Raw genomic sequence first — 21,715 nt, forward strand, 5'->3', positions numbered from 1 at the left:
CAAACCGTATGAATCGATGCAGCGTATGCTCACGTCGGACAAGGCCATGGTTGCGGGACAAGCCCCAGTATATAGCAGCTGGGAGTTTCGTCAACCGGCCTGCCCGGCGCGGCTAGGCGGCGAAGTCTTCCTCGCGGTATTCGATGCCCGGCCCGGCCGGCTGTTCGCGCGAGGCATCGATGCGGCCCGCTTCTTCCTTGCGCAGCTCGACGCGGCGGATCTTGCCCGAGATGGTCTTGGGCAGTTCGCGGAACTCGATGCGGCGGATCCGCTTGTACGGCGCCAGCCGCTCGCGGGCAAAGGCGAACAGCGAGGCCGCCACTTCGCGGCCCGGGGCCACGCCCTGGCGCAGCGTGACGAAGGCCTTCGGCACCGACAGGCGCAGCGCGTCGGGGCTGGGCACGATCGCCGCCTCGAGCACGTCGTCATGCTCGATCAGGACGCTTTCCAGTTCGAATGGGCTGATACGGTAGTCGGAGGACTTGAACACGTCGTCGTTGCGGCCGACGTAGAAGTAGTAGCCATCGGCGTCCACCGTGGCGGTATCGCCGGTATGGTAGTGGCCGGCGCGCATGACGCTGGCGGTTTTTTCCTCGTCGCCCTCGTAGCAGCTCATCAGGCCCAGTGGGACCGGGTTCAGCAAGAGCGAAATCTCGCCTTCCTCGGCCGGCTGGTCGTCGATATCGAGCAACGCCACCCGGTAGCCCGGCAAGGGCCGGCCCATCGAACCCGGCTTGATCGGCTGGCCCGGCGAATTGCCGATCTGCGCGGTGCTTTCGGACTGGCCGAAACCGTCGCGGATGCGGATGCCCCAGGCCTTCTCGACCTGGTCGATCACTTCCGGGTTGAGCGGCTCGCCCGCCCCCACCAGCTCGCGCAGCGGCGGCTTCCATGCCGCGAGGTCTTCCTGGATCATCATGCGCCACACAGTGGGCGGCGCGCACAGCGAGGTCACGCCGCAGCGCTCGATGGTGTCGAGCGCCGCCTTGCTGGAAAAACGCTCGTAGTTGTAGACGAAGATGGTGGCGCCCGCGTTCCACGGCGCGAAGAAGCAGCTCCATGCGTGCTTGGCCCAGCCCGGGGACGAGATGTTCCAGTGCACGTCGCCCGGCTGCAGGCCGATCCAGTACATGGTGGACAGGTGGCCGACCGGATAGCTCTGGTGGCTGTGCAGCACCAGCTTGGGTTTTGCGGTGGTGCCGGACGTGAAGTACAGCAGCAGCGGGTCGCTGGCGCGGGTCTCGCCTTGCGGCGTGAACACCGACAGGACGTCGCGGCAGCTTTCGTAGTCGTGCCAGCCCTCCGGTTTGCCGCCCACGGCGATGCGGGTGAAGCTGCCGTCCATAGAGGCGAACTTGGGCGCTTCCGATGCCTGGGCCACCACGTGCTTCACCTGGCCGCGCTCCAGGCGGTCCTGCAGGTCGGCGCCGGAGACCAGCATGGTGGTCGGCACCAGCACGGCGCCGAGCTTGATCCCGGCCAGCATGATCTCCCACAGCTCGACCCGGTTCGGCAGCATCAGGAGCACGCGGTCGCCGCGCTTGACGCCGCACAGCCGCAGGTATTCCGCCACCTGGCTGGAGCGCGCGGCCATGTCGGCGAACGAGATCTTGCGCTCGGTACCGTCTTCCTCGACCACCCACAGGGCCGGGGCGTGGTTGTCCCTGGCCTGGTGGTCGAAGAAGTCCAGCGCCCAGTTGAAGGCGTCGAGCTGGGGCGGCTGGTAACCCTGGTAGGCGGTGTCGTAGTCGAGGCGGTGCTGCTGCAGGAAGTCGCGCGCCTGGACGAAGCGCTGGGTGGGCGTCATGGTGTCTCCTGGTCTCTGTCGGATGGCGGGGGACAAGCGCCCCTTGTCGTGATCATTCTGCCACCGTTCGGCGCAATGTGGGAAGTCGTAGGATGGGCGGGTTTCCCGCCCGCGCGTTCAACCCGCGGGTGCGCTGGCGTGCGCTCGCGTCGGGCGGCGCTGCGCTGCGCACGCGTCATGCTGTCGCAAGCATGCTTGCGCGATGTGAACGCGTGGGCGGCAGGGCCGCCCACGCTACGGGAAGCGGGTCCAGTGTCCGCATCAGCCGCGCCGCAGGGTGGTCACCCGCATCTCGCCCTGCGGCTCCATCATGTCGATCACGCGGCAGTCGCCGCACATGCGCAGGCGGTCGAGGTGGCCGCTGAAGGCCGGGTGCGCGCCGAGGCGGCCGAGCATGTTCTCGACCATCTGCAGGGTGCCGAAGGGCTTGTCGCAGCGGATGCAGTGGAAAGGCTGGCTCTCGTTGAGCACCACCGGCTGGCTGCGCGACTCCATGAAGGACAGGCGCGGCGTGAGCGTGATGGCGTTTTCCGGGCAGGTGGTGGCGCACAGGCCGCACTGGACGCAGTTCTTCTCGATGAAGCGCAGCAGCGGCGCGCCCTGCCCGTCCTGCAGCGCCCCCGCCGGGCAGGCGCCGACGCAGGACATGCACAGGCTGCAGGCGCTGCGGTTCACCTCGATGGCGCCAAACGGCGCGCCGGGCGGCAGCGCCACCTGTTCGGGCCGGGCTGGCGCATGGCGGTGCAGGTGCTCGAGCGCGTAGTCGAGCGTGTTGCGCTTGTCGCCCGCCAGGTGGAAGACGGCCGGCTGGGCCGGGACCAGCCCGCGCGGCGCATGGCGCAGCGCCAGCGCCAGTTCTTCCGGCGCCTCCACCCGCAGCAACTGGAAGTGCGGGCCCGTGTAGCCGAGGCCATCGAGCACCGCTTGCGCGATCTCCATCTGCTGGTCGAGGGCGGCAAGGTACTGGGGCGCTTCCTGGCCCGTCATGAGCACCGCGATGCCGGCCGCGCCATAGGCCACGGCGGCGAACCAGACGTCGATGCCGGTCGAGGCGGTGTGCTGCAGCGCCAGCGGGATCACCCGGCCGGGGATGGCCTCGCCCAGCCGGGCCAGCAGCGCCGCGCCGTGGTCCGGGTCGTGCAGCAGGAACACCGGCTGCGCGCCGCCGGCCTCGCGGTAGGAGCGCAGCGCCGCCTGCATGCGTTTGCCCGTGAGCGCGGCCGGCGGGAAGGCGTAGCTGATGGCGCCGGTGGGGCACACGGTGGAACAGGCGCCGCAGCCGGCGCACAGGTAGGGGTTGACCTTGATCTTGTCGCCGTCGCCGTGGATGGCCTGGGCCGAGCAGATGTCGATGCAGGCGGTGCAGCCCTTCTGCCCGTTGCGGCCATGGGCGCAAGTACGTTCCTTGTACGCGAAATACTTGGGTTTCTCGAAGTCGCCCACCATGTCCTGCAGTTCATCGGCCGCCTGTTCGCGCGCGGTGTCGTCGTAGCCGGGGGCGTAGTAGCCGTGCGGGCGCTGGTGGCTGGGGATCAGGCGGCTCGGGGCCAGGTCGAGCACGAGGTCGAAGCGGCCCTGCTGGAGCGGCTGGCCCGGGGCCTGCCAGCGCGCCTCGAAGGCGCCCAGCCAGCCGGCCACGGCGACAGTACGGGAGATGTGGACCGGGTAGGGGCGTACCGGCATCGTCTCCTGGTTGTCCAGCAGCAGGACGGTCACCGGCAAGGCGGCGGCGAGGCGGTCGGCCCAGGGCAGCGCGTTCTCGGCCGAGCCCACCACCAGGGTGCGCCCGCCCGAGCGGTAGCTGACCGTGACGCCGGGTTCGAAAACGGGGATCGCGTCGGCGGCCAGGATGGCGGCCGCGCGCGCCTGCGCGTCCTGCCCCTCGCGCAGCGGGTCGAGCGGCACAGCGTCGGTGAAGCGGATATTCATGCGTTGCCTTGTGGTGTGGACCGGGGCACTTGCGCTGGTACCAGCGCCGCCCCCTCGTTGTTGTCAAGCTGTCCTTCGGCGGCGGCCAGTTCGTCCGCCGCCTTTTGCTGGTCGTCCAGCAGGCGCGCCACCAGGCCTTGCGCGTGCTGGAGCGAGGCCAGCATGGCCGGGGTGAGCGGCGATGGGATGTTGTAGTCGCTCATGTAGATATCGAGGCCGTCGACCACATTGAAATGCGGGTCGGTGAACAGCTTCTTGAGCGCCAGCCGGTGCACCGACTTATCGACGCCCTTGGCGACGAACGCGGAAAAGTCGGCGCCCGGGGTGAGGCGTTCGGCGTCTTCCATGGTCGGCAGCGGCGCGGGTGGCGCCGCTTCGGCCGGCTCCCCGGGCCCGTCAATGGGGGCGGCGTCGACCGGGGGCGCCGCCGGGGCCATCGGCGCCGGCGGGACGATCGGCGCCGGCGCGTCCTCGGGGCCGGTGGACTTCAGGCGCGCCCAGCGGCGCAGGAAACCTTCGTCAGGCATGCCGGCCCCGCTCATCCGCGCTGGTGGCCGCGGCGCGGACGCGGCTGGTAGTGCTCGCGCAGGTAGCCCGCCACCCATGAATAAATTTCGCCCGGCATGGTGACGCCGTCGGCCGATTCGCCCGAATCGAACATGCGCGTGCCCTCGACGTAGCTCACCGAGGCCCGGGCGGGGATGGCCCTGCCCTCTTCCATGCGCCACAGCACGAAGACCTTGGACTCGGGCGCGACGATGTTTTCGTAATAGCCGTCGTTCTCGTCGGTGTAGAGCTCGAGCTCGAGCCCGGACACCAGGTAATAATCGCGCTCCGGGCTTTCGCTGAGCACCTGCAGGCGCGGCAGGTCGCCACGGTCGGGCACCACGCCCACCGCGGCCCAGGCTTCGTCGGCCCAGATGTGCTGCACCGTGCGGCGCTGCATGATGATCGCCACCGGCATGCTTCCCATTTTCATTGTTTGTTCGCAGTCTTGGGTGTGCTGTCCTTCTCGACCGCCGGGCCCACGCCCTTCGGTACGGCCTTGGTCTGGCTGCGCTTGACATCCTCGCTCGGCGCGGCCGTGCCCAGTTTTTCGCTCTTGACCGGCACGTTGGCGGCATTCAGGGCCTGGCGGCTGAGCGGCGCGGCCCCGGTGGCGGGCGCCGCGGCGGCCGTGCCCGGCGCAGCATTGGCCGGTGCCGCGGCCGGCATGCCGGCGGAAGGCGGGGTGACTCCGGCCGGGACCGTGCCGGCGGCCGGCGCGGCGACCGCGGGTGCGGCGGGTGCCGCCACGATCGCCACCGGCGGATTGATGCGCCAGCCCTTGGCCGGCGCCTGCGCGCGCCAGCGGGCGCTGACCGAATCGATGGAAGCGGCCAGCAGCTCCTTGTCCTTGGCGGCCTTGGCGTCGGCCTCGGCTTTCTTGGCGGCCGCGGCGTCCTGCTGCGCCTGCGTGAGCGCCGGTTTCGGCAGCGCGGCCCATGCGGCGCTGCTGCAGGCCACCAGGCCGGCCAGCGTCCACGCCACTAGCTTGCGGGCGTTCATTGCTTGCTCCCGAGGGTGTTGGGCGCGGCCCCGCCCTGCGGCGAGGTGTTGGTGGCGGTCGGCGCCGGGGCCGTGCCGGGCTGCGGCGCGGCCGGGCGGTTCTCGCCGGAGGGCACCTGGGTGCCGGCCTGCGGGCCGTCGGGACGGGTCACGCCGCGGCTCGGCCCCTGGCCGGTCTCGCGCACCGTGCCCGCGGTCTCGGCGCCGGAGCTGGTGCCGCCGGATCCGCCGGCATGGCCCGGCGTGCCGCCGGCATAGGTGGCGTCGGTCACCGGCTTGGCGGTGGCCGCGATGATGGCGCCGCTGGTGCGCCCGCCGGCCGAGACCTGGCCCGGGTACTTGGTCTGCACGATGCCGCCGACGCTGGGATGGCCGCCGCGGTCGCAGCCGGCCAGCGCCAGCACGATCGCCAGGCCGCCATAGGAAAGGATGCGGGATGCTGTCATGGTATTCCTCAGTGGACCGGTCCCGGACGCGGCGCCGGGCGCCTTGGCAGGTCGCCATCCGGCGGCACGCCGGGGGCGCCGCCGTTCCTGACCTGCTCGTACCAGATCGCGTGGTGGGCCTGGGCCCAGGATTCGTCGACCGTGCCTTCGCGCATGGCCTGGTAGGCGCCCGGCGTGCCCCAGGTGCCGATGAAGATATGGCCCATGGCCGCGGCGATGTACAGGGCGGCGCCGGCGATGTGCAGGTAATTCGCCACCTGCAGCACCCAGCGGGTCTGGCCGAAGGTGACGAAATCGAGGATGAGGCCGGACACCGACATCACGATGCCCAGCAGGGTCACGCCGAGCCAGAACCAGGCTTTTTCGCCGGCATTGAAGAATCCGGCCGGCACGTGCTTGTGCGACACCAGCCCACCGCCCTGCTTCACCCACTGCCAGTCGCGCCGGTTGAAGAAATTGCGGCGCACGAAAGTGATGAACATCAGGATCGAGCACAGGATGAACAGCGGACCGACGAAGTTGTGCAGGTACTTGGAAATGATGGCTACCCACGAGAACAGGTCGTGCCCCATCCAGGGCAGCATGATCTTCTTGCCGTACATGATGATGATGCCGGTGATCGCCAGCGCGATGAAGGTATAGGCCGTGGCCCAGTGAACATGGCGTTCCCAGGCGGTGAAGCGCTGGATGCGGCGCCCGGTCTTGGGCTCTTCGGGGATCGGCCCGATGGTCTTGTAGAACACGAACAGGATGAAGGGCACCACCAGCAGGAGAACGCCGGCCACCAGCGCGAACGGCCCGTTGCGCAGGTGGCGCCAGGTGTTGCCGCCGCGCTGGACGATGACGTTGGCTTCGGTGGACCCGTACTGGCCCAGGAAGTGGCGGTCCATGTGGACCCGCCCCGACGCAGCGTTGGTCATGCCAGGCTCGCGCACCACGGAGTCGCCCTCGATCTGGAGCATGGTCTGCTCTTCGGCGTAGGCGGGCTTGGCTTCCTTGTTGGGCACACCGGCGAAGGCGGCCGGCAGCATCAGCGCGAACAGCAGCGCCAGCAGCATTCTCAGGAACGGGAGCGCAGGAAGATGGCGTTGCACGGGGTAGGTAGGCATCGTCGGCTCCTGGTCACGGGTTGGCCCGGTTGTACTCGTTCTGCTTCTGGTTGCGGTTGTTCTGCGCCGCGGCCCAGGCCAGCCGGTCGTTGTGGAAGCGCACCTGGTAGGGGCGGTTGTCGGGCTTGCCGGCAAACTCGCCGCGCAGCCAGCCGGGATGCTGGTCGACTTCCAGGCAGCCGGACAGCAGCAGCGGCAACGCCAGCGCCGCGCCCCAAAGTGAAAGACGGGAGCGGGTCATTGCGGGAACCCTCCCTTCGCATTCTGGATGTCACCCGGGATCAGGTTTTCACGTGGCAGGTCGCCCTTGGCCTTGATGTCGCCGCCGCGCTTGGGCCGGCCGTAGGCGATCTTCCAGCCCCACAGCTCGGGGCCGTAGCCGCGGGTCTCGACGCGCTGGCGGTAGATGTCGGCGATCAGGTCGGCGTCGCCGGCCAGCAGCGCCTTGGTGCCGCACATCTCGGCGCAGGCCGGCAGCTTGCCCTCGGCGATGCGGTTGCGGCCGTATTTCTTGAATTCCGCCTCCGAAGTGTCCGGTTCCGGGCCGCCAGCGCAGTAGGTGCACTTGTCCATCTTGCCGCGGTGGTTGAACAGGCCGGTTTCCGGGAACTGCGGGGCGCCGAACGGGCAGGCGTAGTAGCAGTAGCCGCAGCCGATGCACTGGTCCTTGCTGTGCAGGACGATGCCGTCTTCGGTGTGGTAGATGCAGTTGGTCGGGCACACCGCCAGGCAGGGGGCGTCGGTGCAGTGCATGCAGGCCACCGACACCGAGCGCTCGCCGGGAATGCCGTCGTTGATCGTCACCACCCGGCGCCGGTTGACGCCCCAGGGGGTTTCGTTTTCGTTCTTGCATGCGGTGACGCAGCCGTTGCAGTCGATGCAGCGCTCGGTATCGCAAATGAATTTCATTCTCGCGGCCATGTCAGTCTCCTCTTACCGTATGTCGGGATTCATCGGGCTCATGCGCGCACCACGCGGCACAGCGATACCTTGGTTTCCTGCATCATGGTCACGGCGTCGTAGCCATAGGTCCAGCCGGTGTTGCAGGCCTCGCCGCGCACCGTGGGGGCGCCGCCCTCGGGGTAGTGGCGCTCCAGGTCTTCGCCCATCCACCAGCCGCCGAAGTGGAAAGGCATCCACACCAGGCCGATCGGCACACGCTCGGTGACCATCGCCATCATCTTCAGGCGCGCGCCGGTGGGGGTCTCGACCCAGACGTAGTCGCCGACCCTGGCATTAAGCTGCACCGCGTCCTTCGGGTTGATCTCGACGAACATGTTCTGCTGCAGTTCGGCCAGCCAGGGATTGGAGCGGGTTTCCTCGCCGCCGCCCTCGTACTCCACCAGGCGGCCGGAGGTCATGATGAGCGGGTAGTCCTTGGAGTAATCGACGTCCTGCACCGACTTGTAGAGCGTCGGCACGCGCCAGAAGTTGGCCTTGTCATCGTAGGTCGGGTATTTGGCGACCAGGTCGCGCCGGGGCGAAGCGAGCGGCTCGCGGTGGACGGGTACCGGGTCGGGGAAGTTCCACACATTGCAGCGCGCCCGCGCATTGCCGAAGGGCGCGCAGCCGTGGGCGATGACGACCCGGATGATGCCGCCCGACAGGTCGGTCTTCCAGTTCTTGCCTTCGGCCAGGGCCTGCTCCTGCGGGGTGAGCTCGGCCCACCAGCCGAGTTTTTTCAGGAAGATATGGTCGAACTCGGGGTAGCCGACGTCGAGCTGGCTGTCCTTGTTGGTGGAACCGTCGGCCGCCAGCAGCGACACGCCATTGTGCTCCACGCCCCAGTTGGCGCGGAACGGCAGGCCGCCCTCGGCCACCGACTTGTTGATGTCGTACAGGATCGGCGTGCCGGGGTGCTTCATTTCGGGCGTGCCCCAGCACGGCCACGGCAAGCCGTAATAGTCGCCCTTGCAGGGACCGTCGTCGGCGCGCAAGGTGGTGGGGTTGAAGGTGTGCTTGTTCTCCATGTGCAGCTTGAGGCGCTCGGGCGAGCAGCCGGTGTAGCCGATGGTCCAGCAGGAGCGGTTGATCTCGCGCAGGATGTCCTCGATCACCGGCTCGTTGAGCACCACCTTGATGTTCTTGCACAGTTCGTTATGGAAGCCGAACTTCTTGGCCAGCAGGTACATGATCTCGTGGTCGGTCTTGCATTCGAACAGCGGCATGATGACGCGTTCGCGCCACTGGATGCTGCGGTTCGAGGCCGTGCACGAGCCCTGGGTCTCGAATTGCGAAGCTGCAGGCAACAGGTAGACACCATCGGTACGGCCGTGCATCGCCGCCGTCATGCTCGGGTAGGGGTCGACCACCACCAGCATGTCGAGCTTCTGCATCGCCGCCTTCATGTCCGGCAGGCGTACCTGGCTGTTGGGCGCGTGGCCCCAGTAGAACACGGCGCGCAGGTTCGATGGCTGGTCGATGAACTGGTTTTCTTCGTTCACCGCGTCGAACCAGCGCGACACCGTGATGCCGGGCTTTTCCATCAGCTCCTTGGAGCCGAAGCGCGACAGGATCCAGTTGTAGTCCACCCCCCATACATTGGCGAAGTGCTTCCAGGCGCCTTCGGCGATGCCGTAGTAGCCCGGCAGCGAATCGCCGTTGGGGCCGACGTCGGTCGCGCCCTGCACGTTGTCGTGGCCGCGGTAGATGTTGGCGCCGCCGCCGGGCACGCCGATATTGCCCAGCGCCAGCTGCAGGATGGAAAGCGCGCGCACATTGGCGGTGCCGACGTGGTGCTGGGTGATGCCCATGCACCAGACCACCGACGAAGGCCGGTTCTTGGCCAGCATCTCGGCCGCCATGCGCACCGAGGCTTCCGGCACGCCGGTGACGTCGGAGACTTTATCGGGCGTCCACTTGGCCACTTCCTTGCGCACGTCGTCCATGCCGTAGGTGCGGGCCGCGATGTAGTCCTTGTCTTCCCAGCCGTTGCTGAAGATGTGCCACAGGATGCCCCACACCAAGGGGATATCGGTGCCCGGACGCACCCGCACGTAGTGGTGGGCGAAGCGCGCGGTGCGGGTGAAGCGCGGGTCGACGACGATCATCTTGGCGCCGAGTTCCTTGGCGTGCAGGAAGTGCAGCATCGAGATCGGGTGGGCCTCGGCCGGGTTGGAGCCGATAAACATCACCGCCTTGCTGTGGTGCAAGTCGTTGAAGGAGTTCGTCATGGCGCCGTAGCCGAAGGTCTGGGCTACGCCGGCCACCGTGGTCGAGTGGCAGATGCGGGCCTGGTGGTCGCAGTTGTTGGAACCCCAGAACGACACCCATTTGCGCAGCAGGTAGGCTTGTTCGTTGTTGTGCTTGGAGCTGCCGATGACCATCAGCGCGTCGGGGCCGGATTTCTGGCGCAGCTCGATGAGCTTGTCGCCGATTTCATTGATGGCCTGGTCCCAGGAAATGCGCTGGTACTTGCCGCCCACCAGCTTCATGGGATAGCGCAGGCGGTGCTCGCCGAAGCCGTGTTCGCGCACCGAGGCGCCCTTGGCGCAGTGTGCGCCCATGTTGAGGGGCGAATCGAAGGCCGCTTCCTGGCGCACCCAGACGCCATTGGCCACCACCGCATCGACCGAGCAGCCCACCGAGCAGTGGCTGCAGATGGTGCGCTTGATCTCGGTGGGCACCGGGGCGCCCGCCACCGTGTCGGCCGCCGTGGCCGGTTCGATGACATTGAGCGGCAGGTGGCGGGCGAAGGCGCCGGCGCCGGCGGCCACCCCGGCCCCGACCAGGAAGCGGCGCCGTTTCAGTCCGCTGTCGCGGGGTGTCTTGACTAAGGACATGCTGGGTCTCCCGTGTCACGCATCGGTTTTTTGCTTCAGCTCACCAGTAGGCGGCGGTCTCGTAGTAGCGGCGGATGTGTTCGGTTTCGTGGTAGCCGCGCTTGACGGCCGGATCTGGTGCTGCCACGGGCGCGACCGGCGCCTCGACGGCCCCGGCGTTGCCGGTCACCACGGCCAGCGCGCCCAGCGGCGCGGCCTTCAGGAAGCTGCGCCGCGCCGGGTCGGGAGTGCCCTCCGGCCCTTGCAACTGCTCCTGCTTGTGTGGATGCTGTTCCATGCCCTTGCCTCTTTCAGTTTAATCGATGAGCGCTTCCCCGACCACGAAGGCTTGCGCTTCGATGTCGAGGAAGGCGCCGGCCAGCCGCGCTACCAGCCGGTAGTAATTGGCGCCTTCGGCCGCCGCGATATCGGCCACGCAGCGCGCGTACCAGGGCGCGATGTGGGCCTCGAAGAATTGCTGCTGGTGTTCGAGCGGCTGGCGCCGGATGCCGGGGGCGCCGGTGACCAGCACGCGCATGGTCTCGCACAGGGCGCCCAGGTGGTCTTCGAACTCGGCCACACCGCGCACCCGCTGCACGCCGAAGCGGGCCAGGTCGGCGCGCAGGCCGGCCAGCGGGCTGTCGTTCATGAAGCCGGACAGGTAGAGCGAGCCATAGGGGTTGACCGGCGGCGTGCCGATGCTGATGAACAGGGTGTCGAATTCGGCGGCGACCGCGTGCGGGTCCATGACGCCGGAGGCTTGCGTGAGTTTTTCCCAGGCCAGTTCCAGGCCGTGGTCACCGCCCTCGGCCAGGATGGGGTCGGCCCCGGCCAGTGCGGCCAGCAACGCGGCGTCGGGCGGCGCCATGAGCAGACGCGACAGCAGTGCGTACAGGTCGGCGCGCGCCTGGTCCTCGCCGGAGAGCGGAAGAGGAACGATGCCATGCGCCGGGATACCTGCGAAACCTGCGGCCTGCGGCGCGTCGGAAAGGGGCACGGTGCTGCTCTCCTGTGTTAACAAAGATTCATGGGAAGTGTAGTCTTCCCCGCGGCCGAGCCGCGCACGGTTGGCTGTGCAGTCGCCGCTAGCGCATGCCGAGGGCATGCATGATCACGCGGATCGCGTAGGCCACCAGCGCCAGCGCCGCCACGCCGCCGGCCCACAGGGCCGCCATCCACCCCAGGCGCCGCATCCATTCGGCACGGCTCGCCATCAGTGGTACCCCGCATCGGCCTTGACCTTGCCGCGGAACACCCAGTACGACCAGCCGGTGTACACCAGGACGACCGGCAGGATCACCAGGGTGCCCACCAGCGCGAATCCCTGGCTGGACGGCGGCGAGGCGGCTTCCCAGATCGAGATCGCGGGCGGCACGATGTGCGGCCAGATGCTGATCGCCATGCCGCAATACCCAAGGAAGACCAGCGCCAGCGCCGCCACGAAGGGCAGGCGGTGCGGCAGCCGTTGGTCCTTGCCGCGCAGCGCCCACAGCAGCAGCGCGATGAAGACCAGCACCAGTACCGGCACCGGCGCCAGCAACACGATGTTGGGAAAGCTGAACCAGCGCGTGGCCACCGCCGGGTCGCGCAGCGGGGTCCAGATGCTGACGATGGCGATGGCGGCCAGCAGCATCAGCGCGAACGGACGCGCTACCTGCACCATGCGCGCATGCAGCTCGCCCTCGGTCTTCATCACCAGCCAGGTGGCGCCCAGCAGGGTGTAGGCGACCATCACGCCCATGCCCGCCAGCAACGGGAACGGGGCCAGCCAGTCGAGCGCCCCGCCGGCGAAGCTGCGGCCCGACACGGTGATGCCGTCCAGGAAGGCGCCCAGCGCGACGCCCTGGAAAAAGGCCGCCACCACCGAGCCGCCGATGAAGGCCTGGTCCCACAGGTGGCGCTCGCCTTCCCTGGCCTTGAAGCGGAACTCGAATGCGACGCCGCGGAACACCAGCCCGATCAACATGAAGACCAGCGGCAGGTAGAGTCCCGACAGGATGATCGCGTAGGCCACCGGAAAGGCGGCCAGCAGTCCGGTCCCGCCCAGCACCAGCCAGGTCTCGTTGCCGTCCCAGACCGGGGCCACGGTATGCATCATGGTGTCGCGGTCGCGTTTATCGGGCGTAAAGGGAAACAGCAGGCCGATGCCGAGGTCGAAGCCGTCCAGCAGCACGTACATGAAGACGGCGAAGAAGATGATGACGGCCCAGGTGACGGTCATATCGATTCCCATAGTCAACCTCCTCCACCCTCGTCGTCGGCGACGTCCGCCGCCGACAGCGGCCGGCTCGGCGTGCGCTGCTCGCCCGGCCCGCCCTGCGCCGGCTGGTTCAGTTCGAAGTGCTGCGGTCCCTTGCGGATCATCCGCAGCACATAGCGGGTGCCGGTGCCGAACACGAAGAAATAGGCCACCACGAACAGGCCCAGGCTGAGCGCGAGCGGGCCCACGCCATGCGGCGAGACGGCGTCCGCGGTGCGCAGCACGCCATACACGACCCAGGGCTGGCGCCCGACCTCGGTGGTGGTCCAGCCGGCCAGGATGGCCACCAGTCCCGCCGGCCCCATCCACAGCGCGAAGCGCAGGAAGGCGCGCTGGCGCCAGATCCGCCCTGCCCGCCTGAGCAACAGGCTCCAGGCGCCCAGCGCGATCATCAACAGGCCCAGGCCCACCATCAGGCGAAAGCTCCAGAAGACGATGAGGGAATTCGGCCGCTCCGAGCGCGGGAAATCCGTGAGCGCCGGTATCTGGCCCTCCCAGCTGTGGGTGAGGATCAGGCTGCCCAGGTGCGGGATGCCGACCGCGTAACGGGTGGTTTCCGCGTGCATGTCGGGAATCCCGAACAGCAGCAGCGGAACCGCCTCGCCCGGCGCGTTCTGCCAATGCCCTTCCATCGCCGCCAGCTTGGCCGGCTGGTGTTGCAGGGTATTGAGGCCATGGAAGTCGCCCACCACCGCTTGCACCGGCGCGACGAGCAGGATCATCCACATCGCCATCGACAGCATCTTGCGCACCGCCGGGTTGTCGCGCCCCTTGAGCAGCTGCCAGGCGCCGGCCGCGCCAACAATGAGCGCCGTGGTGAGGTAGGCGGCAAGCACCATGTGCGCCAGCCGGTAGGGAAAGGACGGGTTGAAGATGATCGCCAGCCAGTCGGTGGGCACCATGCGCCCGCCCTCGATGGCGTAGCCCTGCGGGGTCTGCATCCAGCTGTTGGCGGCCAGGATCCAGGTGGCCGAAATGAGCGTGCCGGCCGCCACCGCGCAGGTGGCGGCGACATGCAGGCCGGGGCCGACGCGGGTCCAGCCGAACAGCATCACGCCGAGGAAACCGGCCTCCAGGAAGAAGGCGGTGAGCACTTCGTAGGACAGCAGCGGGCCCATGATGCTGCCGGCAAACTCGGACAAGGTGCTCCAGTTGGTGCCGATCTGGTAGGCCATCACGATGCCGGACACCACGCCCATGCCGAAGGTGACGGCGAAGATCTTGAGCCAGTAGTGATACAGGTCGACATACACCTGGCGCCCGCTACGCAGCCAGCACAGTTCGAGCACGGCGAGATAGCTCGCCATGCCGATGGTGATCGCTGGAAACAGGATGTGGAAGGACATCGTGAACGCGAACTGGATCCGCGCCAGGTCCAAAGCGGACATGCAAGCTCCTCTGTGGTCGATGCGTCGCCGGGCTTCCCCAGCCGTGTCGGGAATCTAGCATAGGCGGTGGCGCGCACGTTTGGATGATGTCGGAAGGCACCGCATCGATCCTTTAGCTGCACGCCGCAGGGGGTCTATAATGGTAGCGTCCGCATTAACGAGTTCCCGCCATGTCCCAACCCATGTCCCTCCCCGGCGCGCCCGCCATCAGCATCCCGGGCCTGAAGGCCAGCTGCGGCGCCTGCAGCATGCTCCAGCTGTGCCTGCCGATGGGCCTGGAGGATGCCGACATCAACCGGCTCGACCAGATCATCGGCCGGCGCCGGCGCCTGGCGCGCGACGAGCGCCTGTACGCGATGGGCGAGCCGTTCCGCAACCTGTACGCGGTGCGCTTCGGGCATTTCAAGACCTACCAGATCAATGCCGCGGGCGAGGCCCAGATCACCGGCTTCCAGATGGCCGGCGAGCTGCTCGGCATGGACGCCATCAGCGGCACCCATCACTGCGATGCGGTGGCGCTGGAGGACAGCGAAGTGTGCGAGATCCCGTTCGCGCGGCTGGAAGAACTGTTCGGCGAAGTGCCGGCGCTGCTGCGCCACTTCCACCGCATCATGAGCCAGGAGATCACGCGCGAGCAGAACGTCATGCTCCTGCTCGGGAACATGCGCGCCGAGCAGCGCTTCGCCGTGTTCCTGGTGAACCTGTCGGCGCGCTACGCGGCGCGCGGCTATTCGCCCGACAGCTTCGGGCTGCGCATGTCGCGCGAGGACATCGGCAACTACCTGGGCCTGACCATCGAAAGCGTCAGCCGGCTGCTGTCGCGTTTTAAAAAACAGGGCTGGCTGGAGGTGGACAAGCGCGAAGTGAGGCTGCTCGACCCCGTAAAGCTCAAGGCCCTGGCCGCCGGTCTCGATGCCTGCAGCCCGATGGACTAGCGCCGCCATGCTTGCCCACCTCGAGCTCCACCTGCGCAGCTACGGCAGTGTGCGCGAAGCGGACCGGCATGACTACGCCCAGGTCGTGCTGCCGGTGCGCGGCGAGGTGGCGCTGGAAATCGAAGGGCGGCAAGGGCGGCTCGACCCGCTGCATGGGGCGCTGGTGGCGCCGGGCGCCTGGCATTCGCAAGTGGGCGGCAGCGCCAACGCGTCGCTCATCCTCGACGTCGGCGCGCAAGCCTTCGCGGCCGGGCCGTGGCAGCAGTTGCTGGAGCGGCCCTTCACCGCCATCGGCCCGGCGGCGCGCAAGCTGGTCGAATTCATGGGCATCGTGGCCGGGTCGCAGCCGCTCGCGCCTTCGGTGCTGCAGGGCTGGACGCCGCTGCTGCTCGACCACCTGACGCTGGGCGCGCCGCAGCCGGCCTCGCGCCTGGCCGCCTTGACCGAGCGCATCGAAGCCGAGCCGGGCCTGCCGTGGACCACCGACAGCATGGCGCGCACGGCGGGCCTGAGCGTGAGCCGCCTGCATGCGCTGTTCCGCTCGGAACGCGGCAGCAGCCCGCACGCGTGGCTGCTGGGCTGCCGCCTGGCGCGCGCCTGCGAGTGGCTGGCCGCGACCGACCAGCCGGTGGCGGCGATCGCGCTGGCTGCCGGGTTCTCCGAGCAGAGCGCCCTCACCCGCGCCATGCGCTCCGCGCTGGACACCACGCCCGGCGCCTACCGGCGCGAATATCGCGAGACGGGGTCAAGGCCGCAGTAGCCCCGGTCAAGCAATCGCTGGCTGGCGCACCGACAATCTCCTCTTTCGGGAGACGATCGATGCACACACACACGACGCGGCTCGGCATCAGTGCCGGCATTGCCGCCGGCGCCTTCTGGGGATTGGTGTTCCTCGCCCCCAAGCTCACCCCCGGCTTTTCGCCGCTGCAGCTCTCCGCCGGGCGCTACCTGGCCTACGGTCTGGTCGCTGCGGTCCTGGTGGCGCGCTCGTGGCGCCGGCTGGCGGCCCTGCTTACCTGGCGCGAATGGCGCACCCTGGCCTGGCTCAGCCTGAGCGGCAACATTGTCTACTACCTGTGCCTGGCGCAGGCGGTGCAGTCGGGTGGCGTGGCCATGACCTCGATCGTGATTGGCCTGCTGCCGCTGGCCGTGACGCTGGCCGGCAGCCGCGAGCCCGGCGCGCTGCCGCTGCGGCGCCTGGCGCCCTCCATGGCGCTGGGCGCGGCCGGCCTGGCCTGCATCGGCTGGGATGCGTGGCGCTCGCCCGCCGGTTCGCTGGCGGGCCTGCTGTGCGCCGTCGGAGCCCTGGCGTCGTGGACCATCTACGCGGTGGCCAACCGGCGCTGGCTTGCGCGGCTCGATGGCGTCTCGGCCAATGAGTGGAGCCTGCTGGTGGGCGTGATGACCGGCGCCCAGGCGCTGCTGCTGGCGGTGCCGGCCTTCGATGCCGCGGGGCCGGTGCACAGCGGCGCCGAATGGCTGGAGTTCGTCCTGCTCGTCACCGCCGTGGCGGTGTTCTGCTCGGTGCTCGGCAACGCCCTGTGGAACCATGCCAGCCGCGCGCTGCCGATGGCGCTGATGGGCCAGATGATCGTGTTCGAGACCATCTTCGCTTCGCTCTACGGCTTCCTATGGGAGCGCCGCTGGCCGGGCAGCCTGGAGGCCGCCGCCCTGGTGCTGCTGGTCGCCGGCGTGGTCTCCTGCGCCAGCGCCCACCGGCGCTAGGGGCGCCAGCAGGTCGATCCAGGCGCGGATGAAGCCGGCCCGCATGCGCAGGAATTCGTCGATGGTCTTGAACTTCGCGTTCTTCTGCTGCAGCAGGTAGGCGGTAACGATGACGTCGCGGCCGGGCACGAAGAAGTGGACCTGGCTGAGGGCGCCGCCGCTCAGGCCCAGCACCTTGACGGTATAGCTGGCGTAGTCGACGCCACGCACGGTCTCGCGCATGTATTCCATGGTCCTCGTTCCGGGCGCCAGCAGTGCCATGAGCTTATCGCGCGCCGCCTCGTTGGTGCCCAGGTAAGACGCCACGCGCGCATCCAGGAGGCGAAAGTCATGCTCGATGTGCTGGATCACGAGCGCCTTGTCCTGCTCGTACCTGCCCGGCATGCTCTGCTCGACCTTCACGTTGGCAAAATAATCGGTGCCGGGATAGGCGTACATGGCGGTGACGCCGGCGCGCACGGAGACCTTCTCGCGCCACGCCGGCGTGGCGGTGTCGTTGGCCCGAAACTCCAGCACGCGCCACGGATCGCAGTCCTCGCAGCGCCGGCGCACTTCCACCAGCGCCAGGCCGTCCCCGCCCAGCGTGGCCGGCACCAGCTGTTCGAAGGGGGCCGGCACGCGCGGGGCGGCACTGGCCGGCAGCGCAAGTTGCGGGGCGGTGCACAGCACCAGCATGGCGAGCAAGCGGCGAACGGACAAGGATGGCATGGGGCAGACCCGGATGGTGGAGACCGGCGCATGATGGCGGCTCGTGCCGCGCCGCGCCACCGGCGCTTGCAAGGTAGCGCAGGGTGCTGCCGCCGGTACCGCAGCGTGACCCGTAGGGTGGTCGGCTCGCCGACCGCGCGTTCAAAGATTGACGGAGAAGTAGCAACTCATGCGCTTGCTGGACGCGCGGTCGGCGTAGCCGCCTTTCGTGGCCCGGACCACCCTACAGTTCGACAACGAGGTCCGGCCGGAACGCTTCCTGCTCGCCCTTGCTCAGGTAGCCCAGCGGATTGGCGACCACGCGGCAGGCCCAGTCGCGGCCACCCTCGCTGCCCCGCACGGTGTAGTCGTTCGTGCAGTGCAGGTGCCCGTGGATCCACAGGTCGGCCTGCGGGAACAGCGCGTCGAGCGCGTTGCAGAAGCCCGCCGTGCCGGGCGTGAGGCCGTAGCGCGGGTCGGCGCTTTGCAGGGACGGCGCGAAGTGGGTCACCGCCACCGTCGTTCCCTCGAACGGCGCCGCCAGGGCCCCGCGCAGCCACTCCTGGCAGTCCAGCGACATGGCGCGGATGCCTTCGGCCAGCACCGGCTCGCCGTTCTTCAGCGTGGTGTTCTTGGACAGGTAGTAGTTGGCGGCGCGGAAGGCCTTGTCGCGCCGCTGCATCAGCTTCGTCAGGTTCGTCTCCTGCACCGCCAGCGCGTCGAAGTCGCTCCACAAGGTGGTGCCGATGAAGCGTACGTGGCCGATCACCAGGGTCTCGCGGTCCAGCCATTCGATGCCCAGCCGGTCGCAGGTCGCGCGCAGGCGCAGCCAGGCCTCGTCGTACTCGAGTCCGTCGAATTCGTGGTTGCCCGGGATGTACAGCACCCGCGCGCGCGGCGCGCCGGGCCGCAGCGGCGAGAACCGCCCGAGCCCGAACTCGTCGGTCTCCAGGCGCGAGCCGGTCTGGTAGGAGCCGATGTCGCCGGCGAGGACCACTACGTCGGTATCGTCCCGGATCGCCGGGACGAAGTGCGGGTAGCGTTCGAGGTGCAGGTCGGAGAAAAGCTGGAGGCGCATGGTCGGCGCAGTATAGCGGCTTTCGCCGCCGGGCTGCGCCACCGGCCTCAGAACGTGATCTTCACCGACGGGGCGCTGCGCGTGGCCTGGCCGTGGTAGACCGCCTCGATGTTGTTGCCGTCCGGGTCGAGCACGAAGGCCGCGAAGTAGCCCGGGTGATAGGAGCGCTCGCCCGGATGGCCGTTGTCCTTGCCGCCGGCGCCCAGCGCGGCATGGTAGAAGGCCTCCACCATCTTCTGGTCGCGCGCCTGGAAGGCCAGATGGTGGCGCCCGGTGGGCACGCCCAGCGCGGCTTCGCTGTCCACGCTCGAGACGAACAGCTCGTCGAACCAGAAATAGCTGTCGCCGGTGCCGCCGAGCGGCACCTGCAGCACCTCGAAGATCGCGCTGTAGAATTTCTGGGAGGCCGGCAAATCGCGCACGACCAGCTGGATGTGGTCGATCAGGCGGCCGCGGTGCAGTTCCATAGTTTCCATGCTGTGCTCCTGGAGAAGACGCTCATGACATGCTGCGGGTGGAACAGCAGTGTAGGGTCAAAACCGCCTCGGGGCAACGGCGATCCGGGCGCGCCTCAGTGCGGGACCGGCGAACGCAGCACGTCCTGCGGCGCCGGGTCTGCTCCCAGTTTCATGGTGTAGACGTAGTCGGCGGGCAGGTTCGCCACCGTCTTGCGTTCGCCGGCCTTGATCTGGAACGGCGGCACCGCCTGCGTGTACTGGCAGCTGCGTTCCTTCGCACCGCCCGCCACCAGCTTTTCCTGGCACAGCGAATTGAGGATCAGGTAATGGCAGGCTGCCTTGGCCGCCGTCTCGCAGGAGAAGGTGGTGGTGGACATGCCCAGGCGCGTCGTGACGCTGAAGGGCGGGGCCGCGGGGGCGGCCCAGCCGGTGGTGGCGGCAGCTGCCAGCAGGGCGGTGGCGATGGTTTTTTTCATGGTGTCTCCGGTCGAAGGCGCAGACGATACCAGAGCGGCGCCCGCCACAGGCTCACGCATTCCCACACCGCCCGCTTTTCTTCAGGCCTTCTTCTGGCGCGCGATCCAGCCTTCCACCAGCTCTCCCAGCACGTCCAGCGGCACCGAACCCGCGCCCAGCACCAGGTCGTGGAAGCCCGGCAGCGAGAACTTCGCGCCCAGTTCCTTCTTCGCCTTTTCGCGCAGCTCGATGATGCGCAGCATGCCGATCATGTAGGCGTTGGCCTGGCCCGGCCAGGCCACGTAGCGCTCCACTTCCTGGGCGCCGATGCCGTAGTCGATCGCCTGCTGGCGGGTCCAGCCCTTGGTGTGCAGGCCGGTGTCGACCACCAGGCGGCGGGCGCGGAACAGTTCCGAGCCGAGCGCCCCCAACAGGCCGGGTACGTCGCCTTCGTACCAGCCCTGCTCCACCGCCAGGCGCTCGGTGTACAGCGCCCAGCCTTCCGAGTGGGCGCTGCCGCCGCTGAAGATGCGCTGGCTGCGGTATTTCGGAATGCCGGTCAGCTCCTGCTGGATCGCCAGCTGGAAGTGGTGGCCCGGCACGGCTTCGTGGTAGGACAGGCTGCGCATGCGGATCATGTCGAAAGTCGGGCCGCGCATGGGCACCCAGAAGATGCCGGGACGGGTGCCGTCCGGCGCCGGCAGCGAGTAGTGGGCGGCGGCCGACGGCTCGGTGAGCGGCGGCTCGCGCCGCACGTCGACCGATGCGCGCGGTTTCAAGTTGAACAGAGAAGCACTGCGCCGTTCGGCGTCTTTGACCATCTCGACATAGCTGGCCAGGATGGCCGGGCGCGGGTCGCCCTCGCCTTTCGGCTGGAAGCGCGCGTCGAGCTGCTTCATGCGGGTTTCGATATTGCCCTCGACCAGGCCGAGCGAACGCAGGTGGCGGTCCATCTCGCCTTCGATGCGCGCCACTTCGCGCAGGCCGATCTCGTGGATCTCGTTCGGCGTGAGCCTGGTGCTGGTGAAGTTCTCGACCGCGCGCGCATAGGCGGCGGCGCCATTGGGCAGGCGCGAGATGCCGGCCACGTCGCCGGTACGCGGATGCAGCTCCAGCATGAATGCCTGCACGCGCTGGTAGGCGGGGCGGATGCGTTCCTCGACGATGCGGGCGGCGCGCGCGAGGGCGGCGCTGCGGGCGGCCGGGTCCAGGCCGTCCATCTTCTCGGTGCGCTGGGCCAGCGAGGTGACCAGCACGTTGCCGGCGGCGTCGGGTTTCAGGAAGCTGTCGACCTGGAACTGGGCGCGCTCGAGGATGAAACGCGGCGGGATCAGCGACTGCGCGGCGGCGCCGCGGGCGCGCGCCAGCGCTTCATCGATGCGGGCGCCGATCTGCTCCAGGCGCGCCAGGTAGCTGTCGACGTCAAGCGGGTTGCGCAGCGGGTGGGTGGTGGTCATGAAGTTGACCAGCCCGACCTGCACGCCGCTGAACTGCGAGAAGATGAAGCCGTGGTCTTCGAAGGGCTCGTTGGCGACCACGTTCTGCAGCGACCAGCGCATGACCGCGGCCGAGATGCGCTGGCTGTCGTCGAGCGGGCCGACCATCCACTTGTCCAGGCGCGCCAGCGCGGCCCTGGCTTGCGCCTGCATCTTCTGGCGCTGGGCCTTGGTGAGCGGGGTCAGTTCGCGATCCAGCCTGGCCTGCTCGGCGCCGCTGAAGTACTGGGTCGACGTCGCCACCTGCGGGTTCATGCGCACCCAGTCGTCGGCGAACTTCTCGGCCCAGCTGTCGAAGGCCTTGTTCGGCGTGGCGGCGGCGGCTTTCGCCACCGGCGCCGCAATCGTCACTGCCGGCATCGCGGCCAGGGCCACGGCGGCGGGAATGAACAGGGCGCCGATGGCGCTGCGCAGGCGGAAGGATGGCATGGATGGTCTCTCTGTCTTGTCGTGGTCGATGGCGGCGTCGCACGCCGTGTTTTGTGCGGAGGAATCTAACACGGAACAGATCTGATAAACAATGTGCCAACGGTATGTACAGACCTCAGTGAGGGGCAGCCTCGCCTGTTCCTGATCTATGATGCTGGAGCGCCGTCGCGCGCACGTCCATGAAATAATATTTCACCAAAAGA

The 21,715-nt window shown here is 68.4% G+C and carries 23 protein-coding genes; 3 read left to right on the top strand and 20 right to left on the bottom strand.

Annotation, left to right across the window (positions count from 1 at the left end; translation table 11 throughout):
* Positions 1–112: 112 nt before the first annotated feature.
* The 15 genes from BM031_RS15860 to BM031_RS15930 all read right to left on the bottom strand — a co-directional run bounded on the left by BM031_RS15860 (position 113) and on the right by BM031_RS15930 (position 14,248).
* Positions 113–1,807 (bottom strand): AMP-binding protein, encoded by a 1,695-nt coding sequence (locus BM031_RS15860; RefSeq protein WP_091875534.1) that lies wholly within the window; start codon positions 1,805–1,807, stop codon positions 113–115.
* Positions 1,808–2,068: 261 nt separating this feature from the next.
* Positions 2,069–3,736, bottom strand: a complete 1,668-nt coding sequence (locus BM031_RS15865; RefSeq protein ID WP_091875535.1) for a 4Fe-4S binding protein — start codon at positions 3,734–3,736, stop codon at positions 2,069–2,071.
* Positions 3,733–4,263 carry a DUF3306 domain-containing protein gene (locus BM031_RS15870; protein ID WP_177207784.1) on the bottom strand — a complete coding sequence of 177 codons (531 nt, stop codon included), beginning with the start codon at positions 4,261–4,263 and terminating at the stop codon, positions 3,733–3,735. Before BM031_RS15870 ends, BM031_RS15865 begins: the two co-directional genes overlap by 4 nt.
* An 11-nt stretch (positions 4,264–4,274) precedes the next feature.
* Positions 4,275–4,715 (bottom strand): DUF3305 domain-containing protein, encoded by a 441-nt coding sequence (locus BM031_RS15875; RefSeq protein ID WP_091875537.1) that lies wholly within the window; start codon positions 4,713–4,715, stop codon positions 4,275–4,277.
* The gene (locus BM031_RS15880) at positions 4,712–5,284 is read right to left on the bottom strand and encodes a hypothetical protein (protein ID WP_091875538.1); all 573 of its coding nucleotides are present in this window, start codon (positions 5,282–5,284) and stop codon (positions 4,712–4,714) included. Before BM031_RS15880 ends, BM031_RS15875 begins: the two co-directional genes overlap by 4 nt.
* A complete protein-coding gene (locus tag BM031_RS15885) occupies positions 5,281–5,730 on the bottom strand; it encodes a hypothetical protein (protein ID WP_091875539.1) in 450 nt (149 codons plus the stop codon). Before BM031_RS15885 ends, BM031_RS15880 begins: the two co-directional genes overlap by 4 nt.
* 8 nt (positions 5,731–5,738) lie before the next feature.
* Positions 5,739–6,839: a formate dehydrogenase subunit gamma gene (locus BM031_RS15890; protein ID WP_091875540.1), complete on the bottom strand. Its 1,101-nt coding sequence runs from the start codon at positions 6,837–6,839 to the stop codon at positions 5,739–5,741.
* A 13-nt stretch (positions 6,840–6,852) separates the two neighbouring features.
* Positions 6,853–7,080 carry a hypothetical protein gene (locus tag BM031_RS15895; RefSeq protein WP_091875541.1) on the bottom strand — a complete coding sequence of 76 codons (228 nt, stop codon included), beginning with the start codon at positions 7,078–7,080 and terminating at the stop codon, positions 6,853–6,855.
* Positions 7,077–7,760 (bottom strand): formate dehydrogenase FDH3 subunit beta, encoded by a 684-nt coding sequence (gene fdh3B, locus BM031_RS15900; RefSeq protein ID WP_218147609.1) that lies wholly within the window; start codon positions 7,758–7,760, stop codon positions 7,077–7,079. The genes BM031_RS15895 and fdh3B overlap by 4 nt, the downstream gene beginning before the upstream one ends.
* A 38-nt stretch (positions 7,761–7,798) precedes the next feature.
* Positions 7,799–10,621 (bottom strand): formate dehydrogenase subunit alpha, encoded by a 2,823-nt coding sequence (locus BM031_RS15905; protein ID WP_091875543.1) that lies wholly within the window; start codon positions 10,619–10,621, stop codon positions 7,799–7,801.
* A gap of 40 nt (positions 10,622–10,661) precedes the next feature.
* Positions 10,662–10,898 carry a formate dehydrogenase gene (locus tag BM031_RS15910; protein WP_091875544.1) on the bottom strand — a complete coding sequence of 79 codons (237 nt, stop codon included), beginning with the start codon at positions 10,896–10,898 and terminating at the stop codon, positions 10,662–10,664.
* Between the two features lie 18 nt (positions 10,899–10,916).
* Positions 10,917–11,597: a TorD/DmsD family molecular chaperone gene (locus BM031_RS15915; RefSeq protein WP_229408940.1), complete on the bottom strand. Its 681-nt coding sequence runs from the start codon at positions 11,595–11,597 to the stop codon at positions 10,917–10,919.
* Between the two features lie 88 nt (positions 11,598–11,685).
* Positions 11,686–11,814, bottom strand: a complete 129-nt coding sequence (locus BM031_RS15920; protein ID WP_091875546.1) for a DUF2474 family protein — start codon at positions 11,812–11,814, stop codon at positions 11,686–11,688.
* Complete coding sequence (cydB, locus tag BM031_RS15925) at positions 11,814–12,833, bottom strand: cytochrome d ubiquinol oxidase subunit II (RefSeq protein ID WP_091875547.1); 1,020 nt, start codon at positions 12,831–12,833, stop codon at positions 11,814–11,816. The genes BM031_RS15920 and cydB overlap by 1 nt, the downstream gene beginning before the upstream one ends.
* Positions 12,834–12,835: 2 nt before the next feature.
* On the bottom strand, positions 12,836–14,248 hold the full coding sequence (locus BM031_RS15930; protein ID WP_091875548.1) for a cytochrome ubiquinol oxidase subunit I: 1,413 nt from the start codon (positions 14,246–14,248) through the stop codon (positions 12,836–12,838).
* 170 nt (positions 14,249–14,418) lie between these two features.
* On the opposite strand from BM031_RS15930, the gene fnr reads away from it, so the two are divergent.
* Genes fnr through BM031_RS15945 form a run of 3 tightly spaced genes read left to right on the top strand, consistent with a single transcriptional unit; the run spans position 14,419 to position 16,908 of the window.
* Positions 14,419–15,183, top strand: a complete 765-nt coding sequence (fnr, locus tag BM031_RS15935; protein ID WP_091875549.1) for a fumarate/nitrate reduction transcriptional regulator Fnr — start codon at positions 14,419–14,421, stop codon at positions 15,181–15,183.
* 7 nt (positions 15,184–15,190) lie between these two features.
* A complete protein-coding gene (locus BM031_RS15940) occupies positions 15,191–15,943 on the top strand; it encodes a helix-turn-helix transcriptional regulator (protein ID WP_091875550.1) in 753 nt (250 codons plus the stop codon).
* A 59-nt stretch (positions 15,944–16,002) separates the two neighbouring features.
* Positions 16,003–16,908 (top strand): DMT family transporter, encoded by a 906-nt coding sequence (locus tag BM031_RS15945; protein WP_091875551.1) that lies wholly within the window; start codon positions 16,003–16,005, stop codon positions 16,906–16,908.
* On the opposite strand, the gene BM031_RS25160 is transcribed toward BM031_RS15945, so the two are convergent.
* From BM031_RS25160 to BM031_RS15970, 5 genes are all read right to left on the bottom strand, one after another.
* Positions 16,813–17,616: a hypothetical protein gene (locus BM031_RS25160; protein ID WP_143084612.1), complete on the bottom strand. Its 804-nt coding sequence runs from the start codon at positions 17,614–17,616 to the stop codon at positions 16,813–16,815. The genes BM031_RS15945 and BM031_RS25160 overlap by 96 nt on opposite strands.
* Before the next feature lie 223 nt (positions 17,617–17,839).
* Positions 17,840–18,673: a metallophosphoesterase gene (locus BM031_RS15955; protein ID WP_091875579.1), complete on the bottom strand. Its 834-nt coding sequence runs from the start codon at positions 18,671–18,673 to the stop codon at positions 17,840–17,842.
* 47 nt (positions 18,674–18,720) lie between these two features.
* A complete protein-coding gene (locus tag BM031_RS15960; protein ID WP_091875553.1) occupies positions 18,721–19,149 on the bottom strand; it encodes a VOC family protein in 429 nt (142 codons plus the stop codon).
* Between the two features lie 95 nt (positions 19,150–19,244).
* Positions 19,245–19,607, bottom strand: a complete 363-nt coding sequence (locus tag BM031_RS15965) for a hypothetical protein (protein WP_091875554.1) — start codon at positions 19,605–19,607, stop codon at positions 19,245–19,247.
* An 81-nt stretch (positions 19,608–19,688) separates the two neighbouring features.
* A complete protein-coding gene (locus tag BM031_RS15970; protein WP_091875555.1) occupies positions 19,689–21,512 on the bottom strand; it encodes a DUF885 domain-containing protein in 1,824 nt (607 codons plus the stop codon).
* Between the last annotated feature and the right edge of the window lie 203 nt (positions 21,513–21,715).

The sequence above is a fragment of the Massilia yuzhufengensis genome (assembly GCF_900112225.1).
Classification (GTDB): Bacteria; Pseudomonadota; Gammaproteobacteria; order Burkholderiales; family Burkholderiaceae_D; genus Telluria; species Telluria yuzhufengensis.